The following is a 23,645-nucleotide window of genomic DNA, read 5'->3' on the forward strand; positions in this document are numbered from 1 at the left end:
GCGCGGCCGTCCGGCGGGGCACGGCCGCCCGCCCCGCCGGAGGCGGTCAGTCCTCGTGGCCGAGCTGGAGGTCCCGTTCCGTGCGGCCGCCGCCCGCCACCTGGAGCACCGTGGCGACCGGCGGGTAGCCGGCCGCGATCACGGTGTACTCGCCGGAGGACAGGTCCACGAACCGGAACGTTCCGTCGGGGCCGGTGGTGAGGGTGTCGACGACGTTGCCGGCCGCGTCGAGCAGCGTCACCCGGGCGTCCTCGACGGGCCGTCCGCCGCTCGCCCGCACGGTGCCGCGCAGCACGGCGCCGCCCGCCAGCTCGATGTCCTGCCGGGTCTCCCGCGAGGCCTGCACGGTGACCGGGAGCGCGGCCGGGCGGAAGGCGGGCGCGCTGGCGGCGAGCGTGTACTCGCCGGCGACCAGCTCGGTGATGACGTAGCCGCCCTCGCGGCCGCTGCGGGTGGTGGCCACGACCTCGCCGTGGACGTTGGTCAGGGTGACGGTGGCGTCCCGCACGGGGGTCCCGTCGGCGGTGCACACGGTGCCGGCGAGGCGTCCGGCGCCGCCGAGGACGACGTCGAGTTCCACGGGGCGTTCCCCGACGGTCACGGACACCGCCTGCGGTTGGTGCCCGCCGGCCGCCGCGATCAGGACGTAGGAGCCGGAGCCCGGCGTGGACAGCGCGTACCGGCCGTCGTCGCCGCTCGCGCCGCGCCCGATCTGCTGCCCGGCGACGTCGATGAGGGTGAGCGCCGCGCGCGGGACGACGCTCCCGTCCGCATGCCGCACCGTGCCGCACACGGGCACGCCGGCCGGGTAGGGCGAACGGGCCTGCGGTACGGCCGCGTCGATCGGGGCGGTCTCCGTGTCGTGGGCGGGTGCTGCGGCGGGGGTGTTGTGGGACACCAGAGGTTTCTCCTTGAGGAAGAAGGCGATGAGCAGGCCGAGGACGAGCACCGGCACCAGGTAGAGGAAGATGCGCGGCATGGCGTCGGCGTACGCCTGGATGTAGGCGTCGCGCACGGCCGGGGGCAGGGCGTACACCACCTGCGGGGTGATCGACTCGGGGTCGGGCAGGCCGGCTCCCGCGCGCGCAGGGAGGCGGTCGTGCAGGGCGTCGGTGAGCCGGTCGGCGAACAGGGTGCCGAAGACGGCGGCTCCGACGCTGCCTCCGATCTGCCGGAAGTAGTTGTTGGCGCTGGTGGCCGTGCCGAGGTCGGCGGGGCGCACCGAGTTCTGCACGGCGAGCACCAGCACCGGCATGACCAGGCCGATGCCGGCGCCGAGCACGGCCATCCACACGCTGTACGCCAGCCGCGAGGTGTCGGCCTCGAGACGGGAGAGCAGCCACATGCCGACGGCGGAGACGGCGCTGCCCAGCACCGGATAGATCCGGTAGCGGCCGGTGTGGCTGATGAGCTGGCCGGAGAGGATCGACGCGCCGACCACGCCGCCCGTCATGGGCAGCATCAGCAGCCCGGACTCGGTGGCCGAGGCGCCGTCCACCATCTGCAGAAAGGTGGGCAGATAGCTGGCCGCGCCGAACAGCGCCACGCCGACGACCAGGCCGACCAGGCCGCTGATGGTGAACACCGAGTCCCGGAACAGGTGCAACGGGATGATCGGTTCGGCGGCGAAGCGTTCGGCGAGGAGGAACAACGCGATCGCCACGACCGCTCCGGCACCGAGCCCGAGGACGACGCCGGAGCTCCAGGCGTACTCGGTGCCGCCCCAGCTGGTCAGCAGCACCAGGCAGGTGGAGGCGGCGGCCAGCAGCGTGGCGCCCAGGACGTCGAAGCGCCCCCGGGCCCGCACGGGGGGCAGTTTCAGCACCAGAGCGACGACGACGAGGGTGACCAGTCCGAAGGGCACGTTGATGTAGAAGCACCAGCGCCAGGACAGGTGGTCGGTGAAGTAGCCGCCGAGCAGGGGACCGGCGACGGAGGCGAGGCCGAAGGCGGCGCCGATCAGCCCCATGAAGCGGCCCCGCTCCCGGGGCGGCACGATGTCCGCGATGATCGCCTGGACGCCGATCATCAGCCCGCCCGCGCCGATGCCCTGCACGGCCCGGAAGGCGATCATCTGGTCCATCGTCCGCGCCCGTCCGGCCAGCAGGGAGCCGACGATGAAGACGAGGATGGAGAACTGGAAGACGCCCTTGCGGCCGATCTGGTCGCCGAGCTTGCCGTAGACGGGCAGCAGCACGGTGGAGGTGAGCAGGTAGGAGGTGATCGCCCAGGACATCTTGTCCAGGCCGTGCAGCTCGCCGACCACCTTGGGCAGCGCGGTGGCGACGATCATCTGGTCCAGGGCGGCCAGGAGCAGGGCGAGCATCAGCCCGAAGAAGACCAGCCGCACCCGCCGGGGGCTGAGCGGCGGAACGGACTGCGGGGCGGCGTCGGCCGAGGCCGGTGCGCCGTCCGTCCGCGACGGCGCCGCGACCGGTTCGTCCTGCACCAGACCGATACCGCCCACCTGCACACCTCTCCCTCGTCGTGCCTGTGCCGCGCGGCTTCGCGCGTACTGCGACAACTACGAGTGGGCACGCGGAGTTACGGCACAGGGCAGAGCCACGGGGAGATCACTCGAATCGGTGAGCCCTCAACCCGGGTGAGAACGAAGCGAGTTGGGCCGCCAGGGGAGGACGGCGCCTACTTCTCGACCTCGGCGGCGAGCTTGGCCAGCATCGCGTCGTAGATCCGGGACAGCCCCTTGGGGGCGAATGTCCTTTCGAAGAAGCCGCCGATGCCGCCGGCGCCCTTCCAGGTGGTGGTGACCGTGACCCGGGACCGTCCCTCACCGGCCGGGGTGACGCGCCAGGTGGTGACCAGGGAGGAGTTGCGGTCCTTCTCGACCAGCTCCCCGTCGATGGGCTCGCTGACCTCCATCAGGCAGTCGCGGACCCGCTTGCTGGTGGCCTGGAGCTTCCAGTGCACGACGGTGCCCTCGCCGTCCCCGCCCTCGCGCACCTCGTACTCGCTGAACTGCTCGGGCAGCACCCGCTCACGGGTGCCGCGATAGTCGGCGACCGCGTCGAACACCGTCTCCGCGTCCGCCGCCACGATGCGCTCGGTGACGGCCTCGACCTGCGCCATGGTTCCTCCCAGGACATCCGATCTCGGGGTGCGCTCCAGCCAACCACCCCGCCGCGCGACCTCCAAATCGGCGTCCGGCGACCGACCGACGGCGCACCGGACCCGGCCGTCCCCGGCCGCGGACGGCCACCCGCCCCATCATGGGAACGTTCGTTCTATTCCGGCTCCATTCCTCCCGAGGAGGCGTCATGCACTGGGACAACCTGCGGGATCACCTTCCACAAGATCCAGGCCCGCGCGGTCCTCAACCGGGTGCCGGGCGCCTCCCGTATGCCGTTCGAGTGGACGGTCAACCCCTACCGGGGCTGCACCCCCGCCTGCGTCTACTGCTTCGCGCCGCAAGACGCACAGCTACCTGGACCTCGCCATCGGCATCGGTTTCGGCACCCAGATCGTGGTCAAGGTGAACGCGCCGGAGGTGCTGCGCCGCCAGCTGGCCTCGCCCCGCCGACAGGGCGAGCACATCGCGATGCAAGCAGTGCGGCCACATTGCCCCTGTTGTGACATCGCGCTGCGGGCGCAGAGGGCCTTCGCGGCATCCGGCCGGCCGTACCGGACCCAGGCCACACCGGACCAGGCCACACCGGACCGGACCGCACCGCCCGGGCCCGCACCGCCCGGGCCCGCATCGCCCGGGCCCGCTGGGCACCGCCCGTCCACGGGTGTCTCTGGCACGCCCTTGACCGCCCCCCTCACGCACGGCCCCGGAGCACGCTGCCGGTGACGCCCGCCTCGTTCGGAGGCATCCGACACCCCGATCGGGTCAACCATCGCCACCACGCACCGACGCACCCGCCCTTTCCGGAACGAAGCGGCGAAGATCGCAGATCACGCATTTCGTCGCCTCCCCGTCCTGGAGGGCTCCATGAGAAGACGCGCTGCCGCGCTGTGCGGCGCCGTCGTCGTGGCCGGCTGCGTCACCGCCGCACCCGCCGACGCCACCTCGCCGCGGACCGCGGCCTCCGCACCCGTCGCACCCGTCGCCCCGGTCGCTCCGGTCACGTGGCAGAAGTGCGGCACCAAGCAGCATCCCACCCTGCAGTGCGGGACCGTGCGGGTGCCGCTCGACCACGCGCGTCCCTCCGGGAAGCAGATCACCCTGGCGCTCACCCGCGTCCCGCACACCGCGCGCACGTTCCAGGGGCCACTGCTGGTCAACCCCGGCGGCCCCGGGGGCAGCGGGCGCATGCTCGCCGGGTTCGTCGCCTCCTCGCTGCCCGAGTCCGTCGCCGCCCAGTACGACGTGATCGGGTTCGACCCTCGGGGTGTGGGCCAGAGCGAGCCCGCGCTGGACTGCGTGCCGGACCACTTCGCACCGGTGCGCCCGGCCTCCGTGCCCGCGACCCCCGCGGTGGAGCAGGCCAACCTCGCGCGCGCCCGGTCCTTCGCCACCTCCTGCGGCCGCAAGTACGCCGATCTGCTGCCGCACCTCACCACCGTCGACGCCGCCCGGGACCTCGACGTCGTCCGGCGCGCCCTCGGTGCCCCGCGCCTGTCCTACTTCGGCTACTCCTACGGCACCTACCTCGGCGCGGTGTACGCCAAGCTGTTCCCTAAGCGGGTGCGCCGGATGGTGCTGGACTCCGTCGTCGACCCGACCGGCGTCTGGTACCACGACAACCTGCGCCAGGACCTCTCCTTCGACGACCGGCACCGCGCCTTCATGGCGTGGATCGCCAGACACGACGCGGTCTACCGGCTCGGGACCGACCCGGCGCGGGTCGAGGCGAAGTGGCTCGCGATGCGGGAAGCACTGGCCCGCAAGCCCGCGGGCGGCACGGTCGGCGCCGCCGAACTCGAGGACACCTTCATCCCGGCCGGCTACTACGACGGCTACTGGCCCCGCCTGGCCGAGGCGTTCGCGGCCTACGCCAACGACGGCCGAGCCGAGCCTCTGGTCGAGGCGTTCCAGGACCTCGGGGCGGCCGACTCCTCCAGCGGCAACGGCTACAGCATCTACACCTCGGTGCAGTGCGGCGACATCGCCTGGCCGCGCGACTGGCAGCGCTGGCGCCGGGACACCTGGGCGGTGTACCGCAAGGCACCGTTCATGGCCTGGAACAACACCTGGTACAACGCACCGTGCGCCTTCTGGCCGTCCTCCCCCAAGCACCGCCCGCTGAACGTCGCCAACACCGAGCTGCCCCCGGTGCTGCTGTTCCAGGCGACCGGCGACGCGGCTACTCCCTACGAGGGCGCCGTGACCCTGCACCGGCTGTTGGCCCACTCCAGCCTGGTCGTCGAGCAGGGCGGCGGCAACCACGGTGTGACGCTCAGCGGCAACTCCTGCCTGGACAAGCACTTGAGCGCCTATCTGACCGACGGCACGGTACCGCGCGGCCGCGCCGGGGCGGCGGACGCGGTGTGCGAGCGGACACCGGAACCGAAGCCGGAGAAGGCGGACGACAAGAAGGGCGCCGCTGCCGCCGGTTCACCCGGGGACCCCCGCGCCAACGGCACCTCGCGGGGGTCGCTGCTGCACCGGTTGGTCGGCTTCCGCGGCTGACAGCGCGGCTGGCAGGGGAGTCGGGCCGCGCGATGCCGACACCGCCGGACGCACTGCGCGGGCGCGTCCGGCGCGGCTTGTCGTACCGGCGTGCCCCTACACAGCAGTGTCGCGGCAACGGTAGTCTGGCTGGCTTCGAACCCTGGATCCCCGCGCAATGACTACTCGGTGCAATCGAACCGTTTCGTCTGCCGAGACACAAAATCGTTGAGCCATTGCTGAAGCTTGCGGTGGCCGCCGCGGAATGCTCAACACGATCACCGTAGAAGTACACGTCGAACGGCATGTATCCAGTGCGTTCACTGCATGCCACCTTCACCAAGGCGCGATCATTACCGATAATGGCCTCACCCGGGAACCCGACGTCTCGCTTCATCGCGTTCTCATAGTGCGGATCTGCGTCGCCCAGCCCCTCAGGCGCTTCATCACGACGAAAGGTTCATACCGATGACGGTTTTTCCGTCTACCTTCAAGACACGGACGGCTCCCGGCCGTGACTGCAGAGGCGTATGACCTTGTTCGAATGCCGCCTCCATCCTGGGACGAGGTCATCAATCCAGCAGGCAATGCAGGCCTGCCCTTGCTGCAGCCGGTCAAGAACGACACTGCCGCTGCACACAGCACCACTGTCGCATCCCACGCCATGCGCTGCTTCATCAGTGACTTTTCAGCACATGCCGGCAGTCCTATTCTTCGGGCGGCATTGCGGGGGTCAGACCCGAACTCTTCAGACAGGAGAGCTGTTGAGCCAGCCTGTAGGCTATGTCATTGACCAGCCGCATGTTTCCCTCTTGATAAATGAGCCCACGAGGCGGCCAATAAGAGTAGCTGGTTTTAATGATCGGAGCCTTTCCTTCCACCTCACCATCCCGGACACACTTGAAGAATATATCCGCCCCGAGATCGGATGCCTCCGCACGCAATCCCGCCTTGTAGTGCGAGTTACCCTTCAGCCTCCTGTCCTTGGGCGGCGGCATCTCCTGCAGGACTTCGAAGGTTATGCCGATCCTCTGCGCGTTGATGACGTTGTGAGGTTCTATGCGGCACAGCAGGTGCCGTTTCGCAGATGCCTTGCCGTCGAGTTCGTCCGACAAAGTGGCCGGCAGTTCGAACCTGCTGGTGTTCACCGTACTCGTGAAATCCTTGGTGTCGGCGACACTCTCCAGAGCTTGCGCCGACTGCTCCGAGATCCCCCCACACACCTGCCGCGCCGATCGCTTGTCGGGGTCGTCCCCCTTGCTGCATCCTGCGCTCAACGCAAGTGCGGCGGCGACAAGAACCCCGAAGCTCGCCCTCAGATGTGTGACCCGCGTTTTCTGCATGTTCCCATCTTTGCGTAGGCGGGGGGACGCACGTGGCGCCCCCCCCTGTTTTACGACGAATTGCCGCGTCATGTATCTGTTCGCGACGCTCGTCACCGCTGCCGCGGAATGCGCGCCAGTGCCCGGGCCGCCGCCTCCGCGAGGGCGGGGTGGGCCAGAGCATCGTGCAGCACCGGGCGGGCCCGTGCGTCGCCCAGGGTGCCCAGGCCCTCCACGCAGGCCAACGCCACCCGGTGGTAGGGGTCGTGGGGGCGCAGCCGGCGTCGGAGCGTGGTGATCAGGGCGGGCACGGACTCGGGGGCGCGGAGTCGGACCAGCAGCCGTACCGGCTCCAGCGCGTAGGCGACGCGGAGTTCGTTGGTGGCCAGGGCGGCGGCCGCGCGGGCGGTGCGCGGGTCGGCCAGGCGGGCCAGGGCGTAGGCGGCCGAGGCACAGCGCTGGGCGTCGCGATGGTTGAGCAGCAGCACCAGTGACTCGAAGGCCCGGCGGTCGCCCGCCACCCCCAGCCGGACGGCGGCCAGTTCCCTGGCCCACAGCGGCTGCCCGGGGGCCGTGAGCACGTCGGCCAGCTCGTCCGGGTCGTCGGTGGCCGCCAGGCGTTCGCAGGCGGCCGACCCGCCCGACTCCCGGTGTGCGCGTTCCGTGAGTAGTCGCAACTCCTCGTCCACGACGCCAGCCTAGGGATGTGACGGCGGCCTCGGGGACGATTCCGGCAGGGGGGTGGCGCGCTCATTACTCGCCAGTTAAGCTCATACGAGCGAGCTACCCCGCTCGTATCGCTCGTGGCGGTTTGGTGACGCAGCCGCCGCGAGCACGTCGGCCCTGCGCATCCGGGCATGCTCGGATGCCGCAGGGGCCGTGAGTACGACCCGGCTTCGGGACAGAGCCGGTCGGTTTCCCGCCGTGCCCGTGGCGTGTGCTCGCCCGCGGGCTTCGGCACCGGGTGTGTGGCCGCCTGCGCGGCCCGGACACATTCGGATCTCTTCGCACATCTTTTCCGCCGCACCGGTATGCCGCCGGGCGTACCGGGGCGTGCTCGTCGTCGTCACCCTCATTCCTGGAGTCCCGCGATGGCCACTCCCCCTACCGACACCTCTCTGTCCCCCCTGAAGACCGTCGCCGTGGTCGGCCTGGGCACCATGGGCACCGGCATCGCCGAGGTCCTGGCCAAGGCCGGCCGCACGGTCGTTGGCATCGACGTCAGCGAGACGGCGGCCGCCCGGTGCGTCGCCGCGCTGGAGTCCTCGACCGCCCGGGCGGTCGAGCGCGGCCGGCTGACCGAGTCCGAGCGCGCCGAGGCCCTGGCCCGGGTGCGTACCTCCACCTCGCTGGCCGACGCGGCCGACGCCGACCTGGTGATCGAGGTGGCGCCGGAGTCGTACGAGCTCAAGCAGCAGATCTTCCGGGAGCTGGACGGCATCGTGCGGCCGGAGACGATCCTGGCGACCGGCACCAACGCGCTGTCCGTGACCCGGCTCGCCGCCGACTCCGCCCGGCCCGAACGCGTCCTGGGCATGCACTTCTTCAACCCCGCGCCCGCGATGAAGCTCGTCGAGATCGTCTCCTCGGTGCTCACCGCCCCGCAGGCCGTCGCCGCGGTCACGGACCTGGCCGTGGAGCTGGGCAAGGAGCCGGTCTCGGTCGGCGACCGGCCGGGGTTCGTCGCCGACGGGCTGCTGTTCGGCTACCTCAACCAAGCCGCCGCGATGTACGAGGCGAAGTACGCCTCCCGGGAGGACATCGACGCCGCGATGCGGCTGGGCTGCGGTCTGCCGATGGGCCCGCTGGCGCTGCTGGACCTGATCGGCATCGACACCGCGCGCACCGTCCTGGAGGCGATGTACGAGGCCTCGCGCGACCGGCTGCACGCGCCGGCGCCGATCCTGCGGCAGCTGAGCGAGGCGGGTCTGACCGGCCGGAAGGCGGGCTGCGGCTTCTACACCTACGAGGCGCCCGGCAGCGGCACCGTGGTGCCCGACGCGCTGACCCCGCGCGACGGCGGCAGCCTGGGTGCGGGTCGCCCGGTCCGCTCGGTCGGTGTGGCCGGCTCGGGCACCATGGCCTGCGGCATCGCGGAGGTGTTCGCCAAGGCCGGGTTCGAGGTGGTGCTGGCCGCGCGCAGCCCGGAGAAGGCCGAGGCCGCGAAGGGGCGTGTCGGCAGGTCGCTGTCGCGCTCGGTGGACAAGGGGCGGCTGACCGCCGAGGCCGCCGCGCAGGCGCTGGACAGGATCACGGCGACCGGCAGTTACGACGACTTCGCCGACGTGGACCTCGTCGTGGAGGCCGTCGCCGAGGACCTGGCGGTCAAGCAGCACCTGTTCGGGGTGCTGGACAAGGTGTGCAAGCCGGGCGCGGTGCTGGCCACCACGACCTCCTCGCTGTCCGTGGTCGCCTGCGCCCGTGCCACCACGCGGCCGCAGGACGTGATCGGCATGCACTTCTTCAACCCGGCGCCCGCGATGAAGCTGGTCGAGGTGGTGCGCACGGTGCTCACCGCGGACGACGTCCACGCCACGGTGCGCGAGGTCTGCGCGAAGATCAAGAAGCATCCGGTGGACTGCGGCGACCGGGCCGGTTTCATCGTCAACGCGCTGCTGTTCCCGTACCTGAACAACGCGGTGAAGATGGTCCAGGAGCACTACGCGTCGCTGGACGACATCGACGCGGCGATGAAGCTCGGCGGCGGCTACCCGATGGGGCCCTTCGAGTTGCTGGACGTGGTCGGCCTGGACGTGTCGCTGGCCATCGAGAAGGTGCTCCACCAGGAGTTCCGCGACCCCGGGCTGGCCCCGGCGCCGCTGCTGGAGCATCTGGTGGCCGCGGGCTGCCTCGGCCGCAAGACGGGCCGCGGCTTCCGCGAATATGCCCGGCGCTGACCGGGGTGAGGAGCGGGCCCGGGCGCGGCACGGACCGGCACGGGAGTGGGGCGGACCGGCACGGGAGTGGGGCGGCCTGCTGGATCCGGCACCGGCCGCCCCGCCCGTCAGCGGCGCAAGCGGAGCCGGACCCGCACAAAAGGCCGCCCGCATGGAGTACGTTCGGGGCATGCCCCAGCCCGCCATGTCCTCACGCACCCCCGCCTCGCCCGACGCACCGGAGAGCACCGCAGGCTCCCGAGCGGCCGCCCAGCGGCTGAAGATGCGCCGGGAGCTGGCCGCCGCCGCGATGGAGCTGTTCGCGACGAAGGGCTACGAGGCGACCACGGTGGACGAGATCGCCGCGGCGGCCGGGGTCGCCCGCCGCACCTTCTTCCGTCACTTCCGCAGCAAGGAAGAGGCGATCTTCCCCGATCACGACGACACCCTGGTCCGCGTCGAGGCGGTGCTGAACGCGGCCGCCGCGCACGAGCACCCGCTGGACACGGTGTGCCGCGGCATCAAGGAAGTGATGAAGATGTACGCGGCGCGGCCGGACATCTCGGTCGCCCGGTACAAGCTCACCCGCGAGGTGCCCACGCTGCGGGAGGCGGAGATCGCCTCGGTGTCCCGCTACGAGCGGCTGTTCACGCGCTATCTGCTGGGCCACTTCGACGAGCACGCCCACGCCGACGACGCCAACGACGACCCGCTGCTGGCGGAGGTCGCCGCCTCGGCGGTGGTCACCGCGCACAACCATGTGCTGCGCCGCTGGCTGCGCGCGGGCGGCCAGGGCGATCTGGAGGCGCAGCTGGACCACGCCTTCGCCATCGTGCGCAAGACGTTCGGCACCGGGATCAGCGCCGGCCGCAAGGGCGAGGCGGCGTCCCGGTCGTCGGGGACGTCCGACACCTCGTCCGACACGCCGTCCAGCGCCTCGTCCGGCGCGTCGGACGCGTCCGCCCCCTCCGACGGCTCCTCGGACGCGCCCGCCGTGACGGCCTCCCGGAAGGGGGAGGTGCTGGTCGCGGTGGCCCGCACCGACGCCCCGCTGGAGGAGGTCATGCGGACCATCGAGGAGGCACTCGGCAAGGAGCGCTGAGCGCCGCGGCAGCCGGGCCGACGAGTACGGCCGGCCCAGGCGCCGATACGGCACCACAGGACGACACCAGCACAGGAAGCGGCCGCCCCGCCGACCGGGGCGGCCGCTTCCGCATGTCCGGGCGGCTCTGTTCGACCCCCTTCGGGTGGTTCTGCCCCGCAGCGCACCCCGCCATCGATCGATCATCGCTCATCTGTTACGTAAAGATTTCGTATGAGCGCAATTTCTGGCACTGAGTGCCTTGTCAGCTGACACGCGGTGTCATACGTTGGGGGTGTCCGGGCGGACCGGCAGCGGTGACCAGCCGTGTGCCGGCTGTCCCGGCGGGGCCGTCGGTCCCGCACGCCCGGACGCCTGCGTCACAGGCACTTCTCGCGCCACAAAGCGCTGCCACGTACCACCGGCCGCACCGACGGCTTCCCGACCCCAGCAGCACCGACGTATCCCCCGCGCCCCTCCTCGGGGCGCTCGACGCCGGAGGCACCACCGTGACCGTGAAGGACATCCTGGACGCGATCCAGTCGCCGGACGCCACGTCCGCCGACTTCGCCGCCCTGCCGCTCCCCGAGTCGTACCGCGCGATCACCGTGCACAAGGACGAGACGGAGATGTTCGCGGGCATGGCGACCCGCGAGAAGGACCCGCGCAAGTCGCTGCACCTGGAGGAGGTCCCGCTGCCCGAACTGGGCCCGGGCGAGGCCCTCGTGGCCGTCATGGCCTCCTCGGTCAACTACAACACCGTCTGGTCGTCCATCTTCGAGCCGATGCCGACCTTCTCCTTCCTGGAGCGCTACGGCCGCACCAGCGAGCTGGCCCGGCGGCACGACCTGCCGTACCACATCGTCGGCTCCGACCTCGCCGGCGTCGTCCTGCGCACCGGCCCCGGCGTCAACGCCTGGAAGCCCGGCGACGAGGTGGTCGCGCACTGCCTGTCCGTGGAACTGGAGTCCTCCGACGGCCACAACGACACCCTGCTCGACCCCGAGCAGCGCATCTGGGGCTTCGAGACCAACTTCGGCGGCCTGGCGGAGATAGCGCTGGTCAAGTCCAACCAGCTGATGCCCAAGCCGCGCCACCTGACCTGGGAGGAGGCCGCCGCCCCGGGCCTGGTCAACTCCACCGCCTACCGCCAGCTGGTCTCCCGCAACGGCGCCGGCATGAAGCAGGGCGACAACGTCCTGATCTGGGGTGCCAGCGGCGGCCTCGGCTCGTACGCCACCCAGCTCGCCCTCGCCGGCGGCGCCACCCCGATCTGCGTGGTCTCCAGCGAGCAGAAGGCCGAGATCTGCCGGAGCATGGGCGCCGAACTCATCATCGACCGCCGCGCCGAGGACTACCGGTTCTGGAAGGACGAGCACACCCAGGACCCCAAGGAGTGGAAGCGCTTCGGCAAGCGGATCCGCGAACTGACCGGCGGCGAGGACGTCGACATCGTCTTCGAGCACCCCGGACGCGAGACCTTCGGCGCCTCCGTCTACGTCACCCGCAAGGGCGGCACCATCGTCACCTGCGCCTCCACCTCCGGCTACCAGCACGAGTACGACAACCGCTACCTGTGGATGTCGCTCAAGCGGATCATCGGCTCCCACTTCGCCAACTACCGCGAGGCCTGGGAGGCCAACCGGCTCATCGCCAAGGGGAAGATCCACCCGACGCTGTCGAAGGTGTACCCCCTGCAGGACACCGGACAGGCCGCGTACGACGTCCACCGCAACCTGCACCAGGGCAAGGTCGGCGTCCTCTGCCTCGCCCCCGAGGAGGGCCTGGGCGTGCGCGACCCCGAGATGCGCGCCCAGCACCTCGACGCCATCAACCGCTTCCGGAACATCTGAGAGGCGCACATGAGCGAGCGTGACACCGCCGCGCAGGGGCGGGGCAAGGACCGGCCGTGGCTCATGCGGACCTATGCCGGCCACTCCACGGCCGAGGCGTCCAACGCGCTGTACCGGCGCAACCTCGCCAAGGGGCAGACCGGTCTGTCGGTGGCCTTCGACCTGCCCACCCAGACCGGCTACGACCCCGACCACGTCCTCGCGCGCGGCGAGGTCGGCCGGGTCGGGGTGCCGGTCGCACACCTGGGCGACATGCGCAAGCTGTTCCAGGACATCCCGTTGGAGCGGATGAACACCTCGATGACCATCAACGCCACGGCCATGTGGCTGCTGGCGCTGTACCAGGTCGTCGCCGAGGAGCAGGGCGCCGACATCAGCGCGCTGCAGGGGACCACCCAGAACGACATCGTCAAGGAGTACCTGTCCCGGGGCACCCATGTGTTCCCGCCCGGTCCGTCGATGCGCCTGACCACCGATCTGATCGCGTACACGGTCACGCACATGCCGAAGTGGAACCCGATCAACATCTGCAGCTACCACCTGCAGGAGGCCGGTGCCACGCCGGTGCAGGAGATCGCCTACGCGATGTCCACGGCGATCGCCGTGCTGGACGCGGTGCGCGACTCCGGCCAGGTGCCGCAGGAGCGCATGGGCGACGTCGTCGGCCGGATCTCCTTCTTCGTCAACGCCGGGGTCCGGTTCATCGAGGAGATGTGCAAGATGCGCGCCTTCGGCCGCATCTGGGACCGCATCACCCGCGAGCGGTACGGCATCGAGAACCCCCGGCACCGCCGCTTCCGCTACGGCGTCCAGGTCAACTCGCTCGGCCTGACGGAGGCTCAGCCGGAGAACAACGTCCAGCGGATCGTGCTGGAGATGCTGGCCGTCACCCTGTCCAAGGACGCCCGCGCCCGCGCCGTGCAGCTGCCCGCCTGGAACGAGGCCCTCGGTCTGCCCCGGCCCTGGGACCAGCAGTGGTCGCTGCGCATCCAGCAGGTCCTCGCCTACGAGTCCGACCTGCTGGAGTACGACGACATCTTCGAGGGCTCGAAGGTGATCGAGGCCAAGGTGGACGAGCTGGTGGAGGCGGCGCTCGCCGAGATCGACCACATCCAGCGGATGGGCGGTGCGCTGGCCGCCGTGGAGTCCGGGTATCTCAAGTCCCAGCTGGTCGCCTCGCACGCCGAGCGCCGGGCCCGGATCGAGTCCGGCCAGGACAAGATCGTCGGGGTGAACGTCTTCCAGGAGACCGAGCCCAGCCCCCTCACCGCCGACCTGGACACCGCGATCCAGACCGTCGACCCCGACGTGGAGGCCCGGGTGGTGCGGTGCCTGCGGCAGTGGCGCGACACCCGCTACCAGCCGCCGTACAACCACCCGCGGGCGAGCAAGGCGCTGGAGCGGCTGAAGGAGGCCGCGCAGGGCACGGAGAACCTCATGGAGGCCACCCTGGAGTGCGCCCGGGCCGGCGTCACCACCGGCGAGTGGGCGGGGGCGCTGCGCGAGGTGTTCGGCGAGTACCGCGCGCCGACAGGTGTGTCGTCCGCGCCCGTGGCCGTCACCGCCGAGGAGGGCACACGCCTGGCCGATGTGCGCCGCAAGGTGGAGCTGACCGCCCGTGACCTGGGTGTGGGCAAGCTGCGCTTCCTGGTGGGCAAGCCCGGCCTGGACGGGCACTCCAACGGCGCCGAGCAGATCGCGGTGCGCGCCCGCGACGCCGGGTTCGAGGTGGTCTACCAGGGCATCCGGCTGACACCGGAACAGATCGTGGACGCCGCCCTCGCCGAGGACGTGCACGCGGTCGGCCTGTCCGTCCTCTCCGGCTCGCACGCCCGGCTGGTGCCGGAGGTGCTGCAGCGCCTCCGTGTGGCCGGTGCCACAGATATACCGGTGATCGCCGGTGGCATCATCCCCAGCGGTGACGCCGACGCGCTGCGCGAGGCCGGAGTGGCCGCCGTCTTCACCCCGAAGGACTTCGACATCACCGGCATCATCGGCCGCATCGTCGACGAGATCAGGACCGCGAACAAGCTCGACCCCCTGGAGGTTGCCGCATGACCCTCTCCGCCGACCGTCCGTCCGGCTGCCCGCAGCCCGGGACGACGTCCCCGCAGCGCGACGCCACCCGGCTGCGTCCGCGGCGCTCCTGCCTCGCGGTCCCCGGGAGCAACCCCCGCTTCCTGGAGAAGGCCCAGGGCCTGCCCGCCGACCAGGTGTTCCTGGACCTGGAGGACGCGTGTGCCCCGCTGGCCAAGCCGGAGGCGCGGCACACCATCGTGAAGTTCCTCAACGAGGGCGACTGGACGGGCAAGACCAGGGTGGTCCGGGTCAACGACTGGACGACCGAGTGGACCTACCGGGACGTCGTCACCGTCGTCGAGGGCGCCGGCCAGAACCTGGACTGCATCATGCTGCCGAAGGTGCAGGACGCCCACCAGGTCGTCGCGCTCGACATGCTGCTGACGCAGATCGAGAAGACCATGGGCTTCGAGGTGGGCCGTATCGGCATCGAGGCGCAGATCGAGAACGCCCGGGGCCTGAACAACGTCAACGAGATCGCCGCGGCCAGCCCGCGCCTGGAGACGATCATCTTCGGCCCGGCCGACTTCATGGCGTCGATCAACATGAAGTCCCTCGTGGTGGGCGAACAGCCGCCCGGTTACCCGGCGGACGCCTACCACTACATCCTGATGAAGATCCTCATGGCCGCCCGGGCCAACGACCTGCAGGCCATCGACGGCCCCTACCTGCAGATCCGCAACGTGGACGGCTTCCGTGAGGTCGCGCAGCGCTCCGCCGCGCTCGGGTTCGACGGCAAGTGGGTGCTCCACCCGGGTCAGGTCGAGGCCGCCAACGAGGTGTTCTCGCCGTCCCAGGAGGACTACGACCACGCCGAGCTGATCCTGGACGCGTACGCGTACTACACGTCCGAGGCGGGCGGCAAGAAGGGGTCGGCCATGCTCGGCGACGAGATGATCGACGAGGCCAGCCGCAAGATGGCCCTGGTCATCGCGGGCAAGGGACGCGCCGCCGGCATGAAGCGCACCAGCACGTTCGAGATCCCGGAGGACTGAAGCGGCATGCAGTTCGGACGCACCTACGAGGAGTTCGAGGTCGGCGCGACGTACAAGCACTGGCCGGGCAAGACGGTCACGGAGTACGACGACCATCTGTTCTGTCTGCTGACCATGAACCACCACCCGCTCCACCTGGACGCCCACTACGCCGGGGAGACCACGGACTTCGGCAAGAACGTGGTGGTGGGGAACTACGTGTACTCGCTGCTGCTCGGCATGAGCGTGCCGGACGTGTCCGGCAAGGCGATCGCGAACCTGGAGATCGAGTCGCTCAAGCACGTGGCGCCCACCTTCCACGGCGACACCATCTACGGCGAGACGACCGTGCTGGACAAGTGGCCGTCGAAGTCGAAGAACGACCGCGGCATCGTCCACGTGGAGACCCGGGGCTACAAGCAGGACGGCACCCTGGTGTGCGTCTTCCGCCGCAAGGTCATGGTGCCGACCCAGACGTACATCAAGGAGCGGGGCGGGGAGCAGCCGGCCCGCCCGGAGCCGAAGCAGCAGGAGAAGTGAGCCATGGCCCGTCTCGCCCAGACGCCCGGTCTGACGGACGTCCAGCAGGAGATCGTCTCCACCGTCCGTGACTTTGTCGACAAGGAGATCATCCCGGTCGCGACCGAGCTGGAGCACCGCGACGAGTACCCGCAGCAGATCGTGGACGGCCTGAAGGAGCTGGGCCTGTTCGGTCTGATGATCCCCGAGGAGTACGGGGGTCTGGGCGAGTCCCTGCTGACCTACGCGCTGTGCGTGGAGGAGATCGCCCGCGGCTGGATGTCGGTGTCCGGCATCATCAACACCCACTTCATCGTTGCCTACATGCTCAAGCAGCACGGCACGCAGGAACAGAAGGACTACTTCCTGCCGAAGATGGCGGCCGGTGAGATCCGCGGCGCGTTCTCGATGTCGGAGCCGTCGCTGGGCTCGGACGTGTCCGCGATCACCTCCAAGGCGGTGAAGGACGGCGACGAGTACGTCCTGACCGGCCAGAAGATGTGGCTGACCAACGGCGGCACCTCCTCCCTGGTGGCCGTGCTCGTCCGCACCGACGAGGGGCACCCCGAGGGCACACCGCCCCACAGGTCCATGACGACCTTCCTGGTGGAGAAGGAGCCCGGGTTCGGCGAGGTGCGCCCCGGCCTGACCATCCCCGGCAAGATCGACAAGATGGGCTACAAGGGGGTCGACACCACCGAGCTGATCATGGACGGGCTGCGGGTGCCGGCCGACCGCGTGCTCGGCGGCACCACCGGCCGCGGCTTCTACCACATGATGGACGGCGTCGAGGTGGGCCGGGTGAACGTGGCGGCCCGCGGCTGCGGCGTCGCCCTGCGCGCCTTCGAACTGGGTGTGCAGTACGCCCAGCAGCGGCACACCTTCGGCAAGCCCATCGCCCAGCACCAGGCCATCCAGTTCAAACTGGCGGAGATGGCCACCAAGGTGGAGGCCGCGCACTCCATGATGGTCAACGCCGCCCGGAAGAAGGATTCCGGCCAGCGCAACGACCTGGAGGCCGGCATGGCGAAGTACCTGGCCGCCGAGTACTGCAAGGAGGTCGTGGAGGACGCGTTCCGCATCCACGGCGGCTACGGCTTCTCCAAGGAGTACGAGATCGAGCGCCTCTACCGGGAGGCGCCGATGCTGCTCATCGGTGAAGGCACCGCCGAGATCCAGAAAATGATCATCGGTCGCCGCCTCCTCGAGGAATACCGGATCCAGGGCTGATTGTCCGTGTACGGGGTGTTTTCTTCGAGAAGAAGATCACACCCCGTCAGCGGTTTCAGGCGGCCGACTCGACTTCCCGGCTTACCCAGTTGCGGCGCCGAACCGCTACGATCGCGGAAAGCCGCCGTCCCCCGTCGAAAGCGCGGCATTCATCCGCTACGAAGGTCATCCATGCCCCACAGCCAAACCTCTGCACCTCGCGACAGCCTGGCCGGCGTACGCCTCGCGCGCGGAGCATCGCCGTGGCTTCTGCCGACCGTCGCCACCGCAGCCGTGAGCCTGGTACGCGCCCGCCGCTCGGGCGCGGCCAAGGCGCTCGCCGTCCCCGCCACCGCGCTCGCCGCGGGGATGCTGTGGTTCTTCCGCGACCCCGAGCGCGAGATCGGCCAAGGCCGGGTCATCTCGCCCGCCGACGGCGTGGTGCAGAGCATCATGCCGTGGAAGGACGGCCGCACCCGTGTCGCGATCTTCATGAGCCCGCTGAACGTCCACGTCAACCGGGCCCCGCTGGCCGGCACGGTCACCTCGGTCGAGCACATCCCCGGCGGATTCGTTCCTGCTTTCAACAAGGAGAGCGAGAACAACGAGCGCGTCGTCTGGCACTTCGACACCGAACTCGGTGACATCGAGATGGTCCAGATCGCCGGCGCGGTGGCCCGCCGGATCGTTCCCTACGTCCCGTCGGGCACCAAGGTCGAGCAGGGCGAGCGCATCGGCCTGATCCGCTTCGGCTCGCGGGTCGACCTGTACCTGCCGGAAGGTGTGGACGTGGCCGTCGAGGTCGGCCAGAAGACCGTGGCTGGGGTGACGCGCCTTGACCGTGATTGACCCCGACACCCAGACCGGCTGGGTGCCCGAGGCCGACGAGGCGGACGACGAGGAGGAGATGCCCCTGTCGCTGCGCCTGTCGATAGCGGACACCCTCACCCTCGGCAACGCCACGTGCGGCTTCATGGCGGTGTACTTCACCACCACCGGCATCCTGATCCCGCATCTGGCCGGCCACGACACCGGCGGCATGGCCCGGCACAGCGCCGCGACGGCGGTCATCCTGATGCTGTGCGCGGCCGTGTTCGACCTGTTCGACGGCCTGGTCGCCCGCAAGCTGCGCTCCTCCCCCATGGGCGCGGAGCTGGACAACCTCTCCGACCTGATCAGCTTCGGCCTGGCCCCGGCGTACTTCGTGCTGGTGTACGGCATGGTCGCCGACGACGCCCATCAGCGGGTGGCCGCGCTCGGCGCGGTCGTGGTGCTGCTGGCGGTGGTGCTCCGGCTCGCCAGGTTCTCCTGCGTGACGATGAAGGACGGCATGTTCCAGGGCATGCCCTCGCCGTTCGGAGCGCTCACGGTCGTGTCGATCGTGCTGCTCGAACTGCCCTTCGTGGCCACGCTGCTGGCGATCCTGGGCACGGCCTGGCTGATGGTCAGCCGGGTCGAGTACCCCAAGCCGCGGGGCCGGCTCGCGGGGGCGATGCTCTCCTGGATCGTGCTGTCCATGGGGCTGCTCGCCGCCTGGGCCTTCGACGCCCCGAGCGGCCAGCTGCTGCTGCAGACCGGCTGCGCGCTGCAGCTGGTCATGGGCGCGGTGATCCCGCTGTTCGCCACGGCCCGCCGGGTGAACAACTTCCGCGACAACCGGCGCGAGGCCCGCGCGGCCCAGCTGCCGTGACCCGCGCACACACCTGACGGCGTCCGCCGGCCTCTTCGACGACGGACGACAGGGGCCCGGAACCACGACGGTTCCGGGCCCCTTCCGCGTCCACGCGGGCCTGCGCCCGCCTGCCGGCCTCAGGAAGCCTCCGGCCGCAGAAAGTCGCGCGCGATCCGCTCGGCCACCCGCTCCAGGATCGGCCCGGCCTCGGCGATGCACCGCGCCACGTCCGGCTCCTCCTCCGTCAGCGCGTACGCCCGCCGGATCCCGGCCCCGCGCAGGGCCTGCGGCGTCAGCGCCAGCCGCCCGCACACCGCGACGACGTCCCGGCCCGCGGCCCGCGCCGCCGCGGCGACCCCGGCCGGCGCCTTGCCGTGCAGCGTCTGCTCGTCCAGCGACCCCTCACCGGTGATCACCAACGAGCACCGCTGCAGCGCCGACGCGAAACCCAGCACCTCCAGCATGATCTCGATCCCCGCCCGGAACCGGGCCCCCAGCAGCAGCGCCCCGTACCCGATCCCCCCGGCCGCCCCGGCACCCGGCGAGACCGCGTACCGGGCCGCCCGGGGCCCCACCGCCTCCTCCAGCACCGTCACATAGTGCGTGAGCGCCGTGTCCAGGCGTCCCACGTCGTCCGGCGAGGCGCCTTTCTGCGGGCCGTACACCGCCGGGGCGCCCTTCGGCCCGGTCAGCGGGTTGTCGACGTCACCGGCGAGGATCAGCTCCACCGAGTCCAGCCGGGCATCGAGGCCGGACAGGTCGGCGTGCGCGAGACCGCCCAGTCCCCCGCCGCCGGGCGGCACCGGTGTGCCGTCCGCGGTGAGGAACCGTGCGCCCAGCGCCGCGAGCATGCCCGCCCCGCCGTCGGTGGTCGCGCTGCCGCCGACCCCGAAGACGATCGTGGTCGCGCCCGCGTCCAGCGCGGCCCGCAGCAGCTCGCCGGAGCCGTACGTGGACGCCGTCAACGGCGCGAGGACCCCCGCGGGCAGCCGCCGCAGTCCGCTGGCCTGCGCCATCTCCACGACCGCCGTGCTGCCGCGCAGTGCGAACGCGGCCGTCACCTGCTCGCCGAGCGGACCGGCGACCCGCACCTCGCGCCGCTCGAACCCGGCCGCGACCGCCGCGTCCACCGTCCCGTCGCCGCCGTCGGCCACGGGCAGCGCCTCGACACGCACCTCGGGGACGACGCGGCGCAGGCCCGCCGTGACGTGCTCGGCGACCTCGACCGCCGTCAGCGACCCCTTGAACTTGTCCGCGGCCACCAGCACCCCGTGCCCAGCATCCACCGCAGCGTCCGCCACCTCGCCATCCCCTTGCTCTCCGGGCCCCGCGCATCAGGGGCAGCCATCGCGCCGCCGGCGACCCTAGCCCGCGGCCGCCCCCACCGCCATGCCCCGACCAGCCCCAGCACCCTGCCTCCTTCGCGCCGCTGCCGTGCCCCGCCCGCCCCGGAACCGAGGCCGCCCGCCGCTATAGGCACCGCGAGGTCCGGGCGCCGCACACGCGGGACAGCGCAGGAAAACCGGGTACACCGCTGCTATGGACGCTGTCGGGACACGGCCCCAGCCCGTGCTCAGCCGGACGGACCTCGCCGACCGGGTGCTCGGCGGCTGGCTGGGCCGGATCGCGGGCAACATGCTCGGCAAGCCGGTCGAGCAGGGCGACCGGTGGACCCGCGAGCGCATCGACCGCTATCTGCGGCGCTCAAACGCCCTGCCGCTCACCGACTACCTGCCCGCGCCGGGCGCGTCCGGCACCGGCCCCGACCTGCCCGACCTGCGCCCCGAGTGGCCTCGGTGCGTGCGCGGCCGGATCCACGGCAGCTGCCGCGACGACGACATCGACTACACGATCCTCGGCCTGCACCTGCTGCGGACCCACGGCTTCGCGTTCACCACCGAGCAGGTCGGCACCCTGTGGCTGCTGCACCTGCCCTACCTGCAGACGTTCACCGCCGAACGCGCCGCCTACCGCAATCTGGCCAACGGCCTCAAACCGCCCCTGACGGCCACCTACGACAACCCCTACCAGGAGTGGATCGGCGCCCTGATCCGCGCCGACATCCACGGCTGGACCAGCCCCGGCGACCCGAGCCGCGCCGCAGCCCTGGCCCGCCGCGACGCCGTGCTGTCCCACACCGGCAACGGCGTGTACGGCGCGATGTGGGCGGCGGCCCTGATCGCCGCCGCGTTCACCGCACCCGACGTGCGCACCGCGATCGAGACGGCGCTCACCGTCGTCCCGGCGAGCAGCCGCCTGGCCCGCACCGTGCGCCGGGTGGTCACCCTGCACGAGGCGGGCGTGGCCTGGGAGGACACCCTCACCACGCTCGCGCAGGAGACCGCCGGCCTCGGCTGGCTGCACATCGTCCCGAACGCCGCCGTCCTCACCGCCGGCGTGCTCCACGGCGACGGCGACTTCACCCGGACGATCACCCTGACCGTCCGCGGCGGCCTGGACACCGACTCCAACGGCGCCACCGCCGGCTCGGTGGCCGGGGTGCTCACCGGCGCCGGGGCCATCCCCGCCCAGTGGACCGAACCCCTGCGGGACACGGTGCGCAGCGCGGTCTTCGGCTTCGACGGCGCCCGCATCAGCGAGCTCGCCGAGCGCACCCTGGAACTGGCTACCCTTCCAGGATGACCACTGCAGAGCCCCAGGACTACGCCACCTACATCGCCGGCCTGCCCCGCGTCCTGGCCGGCGCCGCCATGCTCTTCCGGGACGCCCGGGGACGGGTGCTGCTCGTCGATCCCAACTACCGGGACGGCTGGACACTGCCCGGCGGCACCGTCGAGTCGGACGACGGCGAGACCCCGCGCCAGGGCGCGCGCCGCGAGACCCTCGAGGAGATCGGCCTGGACCGCGAACCGGGCCGTCTGCTGGCCGTCGACTGGGTCCACGGCACCGGCCGCCCGCCGCTGGTGGCCTACCTCTACGACGGCGGCGTGCTCACCGAGGACGACCTGAAGGCGATCCGCCTGCAGGAGGAGGAGCTCCTGTCCTGGCGCCTGGTCCCCCGCGAGGACCTCCTCGCCCACCTGCCGGACCCCGTGGGCCACCGCGTCCTGGCCGCCCTGGAGATGCTGGACGCCGGCACGGGCACGGCCGAGCTGGAGGACGGGCGCCGGGTGGGGTGACGCCGGGGGCGGGCGGGTGAGGGGGGGTGTCGCCACCGGCGGTGCGGTGCTGTCAGGGTCACGAAGACAGCGCCCGTCGCGACAGTGCGGGGACGCTTCGGACACGCGGCGCAACACCCGATCGACGAGGCACGAGTCCTGTGCGGCAGCGGCACTCCTGTCCACGGTCGACAGTGGGCCGGGCATGGGCGGGAGTCTGCCGCGCGGTGCCACCGCACCCCTGAGTTCTGCCACCGTGCCTGTCCACAGGCACTCAGGCAGGCACAATGCTCTTTGTCAGGATGGAGGAGGGGCATCATGACAAAGGAGAAGCCGCAGCTGCTGTTCATCCACGGCATCGGCGGGCTCCGGGACAGTACTGCTGAGAGACGCGACTGGCTACGGGCGCTCGCGAGGGGCCTACGGGACGCCGACCTGAGCGACCACATCTCCGCCCTGACACAGGGATGGTTGGCCGACGTCACGTTCGCCAACTACAGCGACCTGTTCAACCGCCGGGGAGTCCAAGGCTCCGCGTCTTTGGACCTGGACGACGAACACGACACTCGCTTCCTGGCGGATCTCCTCGACTCGGTGCTGGACGGGCTGGCGGAGCAGCTGTCGGTGGAGAGCAGCCCTCACGACGCCCGCATCATCCGTGACGCACGCTTCCAACTCGACGCCGCGATCGAGGGCCGGCAGGCCCAAGGGCCGGGAAACTTCGGACGGCGGCTGATCGGCGTGACGACGACCCTGTTGCGACTGCCCGGCATCTGCCGGGCTGCGCAGTGGCTGACCGGCTTGGAGCTGCTGTCCGAGCTGTCCCAGGTCGGCCGCTACCTCAACCGCACAGGCTCCAAAGCGGAACTGGGAGCCGCGATCCGCAGCCGTGTACTCCACGGCCTGGATCCTGGTCGGCCGCTCGTGGTGGTGTCGCACAGCCTGGGCACGGTGGTCGCCTACGAGGCGCTTCACGAGTACGAGGGAACGGTGCCCCTCTGGGTGACGTTGGGTTCACCCCTGGCTCTGGGAGCGGTGGTGCTGGACCGTCTGGTCCCGCGCCCCGGACGGTGCCCGGAGAACGTGGCCGCCTGGCGCAACTTCTGGGACCGCGACGACATCGTCGTCGGCCGGCCGCATCTGGCGGACTGGTTCCGTCCCAGCACGAGTGGTGTCAAGGTCGTGACAGAGCGCGTCGACTCACGCGGACCCTGGACGCACACCGCCACGAAGTACTTGGAACACGGCGCTGTCGCCCGCCCCGTGGTCGAGGCCCTTCGGTCATGACGATGGCGACAACCCCGCCCCGCCACGTCCTGGTTGTGGCTGCCCAGTGTGGGGATGCCAGGCTGGTAGGCCTGGAGGACAC

Annotated in this window: 18 protein-coding genes and 1 pseudogene; 14 read left to right on the top strand and 5 right to left on the bottom strand. The window is 71.0% G+C overall.

Annotation, left to right across the window (positions count from 1 at the left end; translation table 11 throughout):
• Nucleotides 1-46: 46 nt before the first annotated feature.
• Together OG899_RS03750 and OG899_RS03755 are read right to left on the bottom strand one after the other, a co-directional pair.
• Nucleotides 47-2,467 carry an MFS transporter gene (locus OG899_RS03750; protein WP_125498804.1) on the bottom strand — a complete coding sequence of 807 codons (2,421 nt, stop codon included), beginning with the start codon at nt 2,465-2,467 and terminating at the stop codon, nt 47-49.
• A gap of 176 nt (nt 2,468-2,643) precedes the next feature.
• Nucleotides 2,644-3,087: an SRPBCC family protein gene (locus tag OG899_RS03755; RefSeq protein ID WP_189428124.1), complete on the bottom strand. Its 444-nt coding sequence runs from the start codon at nt 3,085-3,087 to the stop codon at nt 2,644-2,646.
• Nucleotides 3,088-3,255: 168 nt separating this feature from the next.
• Here OG899_RS03755 and OG899_RS03760 point away from each other — a divergent pair.
• Nucleotides 3,256-3,559: pseudogene (locus tag OG899_RS03760) on the top strand (hypothetical protein); the annotation flags it as partial.
• Nucleotides 3,560-3,952: 393 nt separating this feature from the next.
• Nucleotides 3,953-5,593 (top strand): alpha/beta hydrolase, encoded by a 1,641-nt coding sequence (locus tag OG899_RS03765; RefSeq protein WP_189428125.1) that lies wholly within the window; start codon nt 3,953-3,955, stop codon nt 5,591-5,593.
• A 686-nt stretch (nt 5,594-6,279) separates the two neighbouring features.
• Here the strand turns inward: OG899_RS03765 and OG899_RS03770 are convergent.
• Both OG899_RS03770 and OG899_RS03775 read right to left on the bottom strand, forming a co-directional pair.
• Nucleotides 6,280-6,915, bottom strand: a complete 636-nt coding sequence (locus OG899_RS03770; protein WP_125498801.1) for a hypothetical protein — start codon at nt 6,913-6,915, stop codon at nt 6,280-6,282.
• 92 nt (nt 6,916-7,007) lie between these two features.
• On the bottom strand, nt 7,008-7,583 hold the full coding sequence (locus OG899_RS03775) for an adenylosuccinate lyase (RefSeq protein WP_406310901.1): 576 nt from the start codon (nt 7,581-7,583) through the stop codon (nt 7,008-7,010).
• Between the two features lie 402 nt (nt 7,584-7,985).
• Here OG899_RS03775 and OG899_RS03780 point away from each other — a divergent pair, with 402 nt between their 5' ends.
• From OG899_RS03780 to pssA, 9 genes are all read left to right on the top strand, one after another.
• The gene (locus OG899_RS03780; RefSeq protein WP_125498799.1) at nt 7,986-9,791 is read left to right on the top strand and encodes a 3-hydroxyacyl-CoA dehydrogenase family protein; all 1,806 of its coding nucleotides are present in this window, start codon (nt 7,986-7,988) and stop codon (nt 9,789-9,791) included.
• 169 nt (nt 9,792-9,960) lie between these two features.
• Nucleotides 9,961-10,872 (top strand): TetR family transcriptional regulator, encoded by a 912-nt coding sequence (locus tag OG899_RS03785; RefSeq protein WP_229814184.1) that lies wholly within the window; start codon nt 9,961-9,963, stop codon nt 10,870-10,872.
• Nucleotides 10,873-11,366: 494 nt separating this feature from the next.
• Nucleotides 11,367-12,704 carry a crotonyl-CoA carboxylase/reductase gene (ccrA, locus tag OG899_RS03790; RefSeq protein ID WP_185867889.1) on the top strand — a complete coding sequence of 446 codons (1,338 nt, stop codon included), beginning with the start codon at nt 11,367-11,369 and terminating at the stop codon, nt 12,702-12,704.
• 9 nt (nt 12,705-12,713) lie between these two features.
• Nucleotides 12,714-14,762: a protein meaA gene (locus tag OG899_RS03795; protein WP_125498796.1), complete on the top strand. Its 2,049-nt coding sequence runs from the start codon at nt 12,714-12,716 to the stop codon at nt 14,760-14,762.
• Nucleotides 14,759-15,778 carry a CoA ester lyase gene (locus OG899_RS03800; RefSeq protein ID WP_229814186.1) on the top strand — a complete coding sequence of 340 codons (1,020 nt, stop codon included), beginning with the start codon at nt 14,759-14,761 and terminating at the stop codon, nt 15,776-15,778. The genes OG899_RS03795 and OG899_RS03800 overlap by 4 nt, the downstream gene beginning before the upstream one ends.
• A 6-nt stretch (nt 15,779-15,784) precedes the next feature.
• Entirely contained in the window at nt 15,785-16,297 is a 513-nt protein-coding gene (locus OG899_RS03805; RefSeq protein ID WP_125498793.1) for a MaoC family dehydratase, read from the top strand.
• A 3-nt stretch (nt 16,298-16,300) separates the two neighbouring features.
• A complete protein-coding gene (locus tag OG899_RS03810; protein ID WP_125498791.1) occupies nt 16,301-17,506 on the top strand; it encodes an acyl-CoA dehydrogenase family protein in 1,206 nt (401 codons plus the stop codon).
• Nucleotides 17,507-17,677: 171 nt separating this feature from the next.
• Nucleotides 17,678-18,334: a phosphatidylserine decarboxylase gene (locus tag OG899_RS03815; RefSeq protein WP_125498790.1), complete on the top strand. Its 657-nt coding sequence runs from the start codon at nt 17,678-17,680 to the stop codon at nt 18,332-18,334.
• Between the two features lie 22 nt (nt 18,335-18,356).
• Nucleotides 18,357-19,175 carry a CDP-diacylglycerol--serine O-phosphatidyltransferase gene (gene pssA, locus OG899_RS03820; RefSeq protein WP_125498826.1) on the top strand — a complete coding sequence of 273 codons (819 nt, stop codon included), beginning with the start codon at nt 18,357-18,359 and terminating at the stop codon, nt 19,173-19,175.
• Nucleotides 19,176-19,294: 119 nt separating this feature from the next.
• Here pssA and OG899_RS03825 read toward each other — a convergent pair whose 3' ends face one another.
• Nucleotides 19,295-20,458 (bottom strand): glycerate kinase, encoded by a 1,164-nt coding sequence (locus OG899_RS03825; protein WP_168131785.1) that lies wholly within the window; start codon nt 20,456-20,458, stop codon nt 19,295-19,297.
• Between the two features lie 238 nt (nt 20,459-20,696).
• Between OG899_RS03825 and OG899_RS03830 the strand changes: the two genes are divergently transcribed.
• The 3 genes from OG899_RS03830 to OG899_RS03840 all read left to right on the top strand — a co-directional run bounded on the left by OG899_RS03830 (nt 20,697) and on the right by OG899_RS03840 (nt 23,563).
• Nucleotides 20,697-21,800, top strand: coding sequence for an ADP-ribosylglycohydrolase family protein (locus OG899_RS03830; protein WP_168131784.1), 1,104 nt, complete (start codon nt 20,697-20,699; stop codon nt 21,798-21,800).
• Nucleotides 21,797-22,297, top strand: coding sequence for an NUDIX hydrolase (locus OG899_RS03835; protein ID WP_125498786.1), 501 nt, complete (start codon nt 21,797-21,799; stop codon nt 22,295-22,297). The genes OG899_RS03830 and OG899_RS03835 overlap by 4 nt, the downstream gene beginning before the upstream one ends.
• A gap of 297 nt (nt 22,298-22,594) precedes the next feature.
• Complete coding sequence (locus OG899_RS03840) at nt 22,595-23,563, top strand: hypothetical protein (protein ID WP_125500719.1); 969 nt, start codon at nt 22,595-22,597, stop codon at nt 23,561-23,563.
• The last annotated feature ends 82 nt before the right edge of the window (nt 23,564-23,645 follow it).

Origin of the sequence: Streptomyces thermoviolaceus (genome assembly GCF_045209695.1) — a bacterium.
Classification (GTDB): Bacteria; Actinomycetota; Actinomycetes; order Streptomycetales; family Streptomycetaceae; genus Streptomyces; species Streptomyces thermoviolaceus.

What these genes read in the sequence shown, in the direction of transcription:
- OG899_RS03840 (WP_125500719.1), top strand. Translation starts at nt 22,595, where the DNA reads ATGACAAAGGAGAAGCCGCAGCTGCTGTTCATCCACGGCATCGGCGGG.
- OG899_RS03810 (WP_125498791.1), top strand. Translation starts at nt 16,301, where the DNA reads ATGGCCCGTCTCGCCCAGACGCCCGGTCTGACGGACGTCCAGCAGGAG.
- OG899_RS03785 (WP_229814184.1), top strand. Translation starts at nt 9,961, where the DNA reads ATGCCCCAGCCCGCCATGTCCTCACGCACCCCCGCCTCGCCCGACGCA.
- OG899_RS03765 (WP_189428125.1), top strand. Translation starts at nt 3,953, where the DNA reads ATGAGAAGACGCGCTGCCGCGCTGTGCGGCGCCGTCGTCGTGGCCGGC.
- OG899_RS03770 (WP_125498801.1), bottom strand. Translation starts at nt 6,915, where the DNA reads ATGCAGAAAACGCGGGTCACACATCTGAGGGCGAGCTTCGGGGTTCTT.
- OG899_RS03800 (WP_229814186.1), top strand. Translation starts at nt 14,759, where the DNA reads ATGACCCTCTCCGCCGACCGTCCGTCCGGCTGCCCGCAGCCCGGGACG.
- OG899_RS03815 (WP_125498790.1), top strand. Translation starts at nt 17,678, where the DNA reads ATGCCCCACAGCCAAACCTCTGCACCTCGCGACAGCCTGGCCGGCGTA.
- OG899_RS03830 (WP_168131784.1), top strand. Translation starts at nt 20,697, where the DNA reads ATGGACGCTGTCGGGACACGGCCCCAGCCCGTGCTCAGCCGGACGGAC.
- OG899_RS03795 (WP_125498796.1), top strand. Translation starts at nt 12,714, where the DNA reads ATGAGCGAGCGTGACACCGCCGCGCAGGGGCGGGGCAAGGACCGGCCG.
- OG899_RS03805 (WP_125498793.1), top strand. Translation starts at nt 15,785, where the DNA reads ATGCAGTTCGGACGCACCTACGAGGAGTTCGAGGTCGGCGCGACGTAC.
- OG899_RS03835 (WP_125498786.1), top strand. Translation starts at nt 21,797, where the DNA reads ATGACCACTGCAGAGCCCCAGGACTACGCCACCTACATCGCCGGCCTG.
- OG899_RS03755 (WP_189428124.1), bottom strand. Translation starts at nt 3,087, where the DNA reads ATGGCGCAGGTCGAGGCCGTCACCGAGCGCATCGTGGCGGCGGACGCG.
- OG899_RS03780 (WP_125498799.1), top strand. Translation starts at nt 7,986, where the DNA reads ATGGCCACTCCCCCTACCGACACCTCTCTGTCCCCCCTGAAGACCGTC.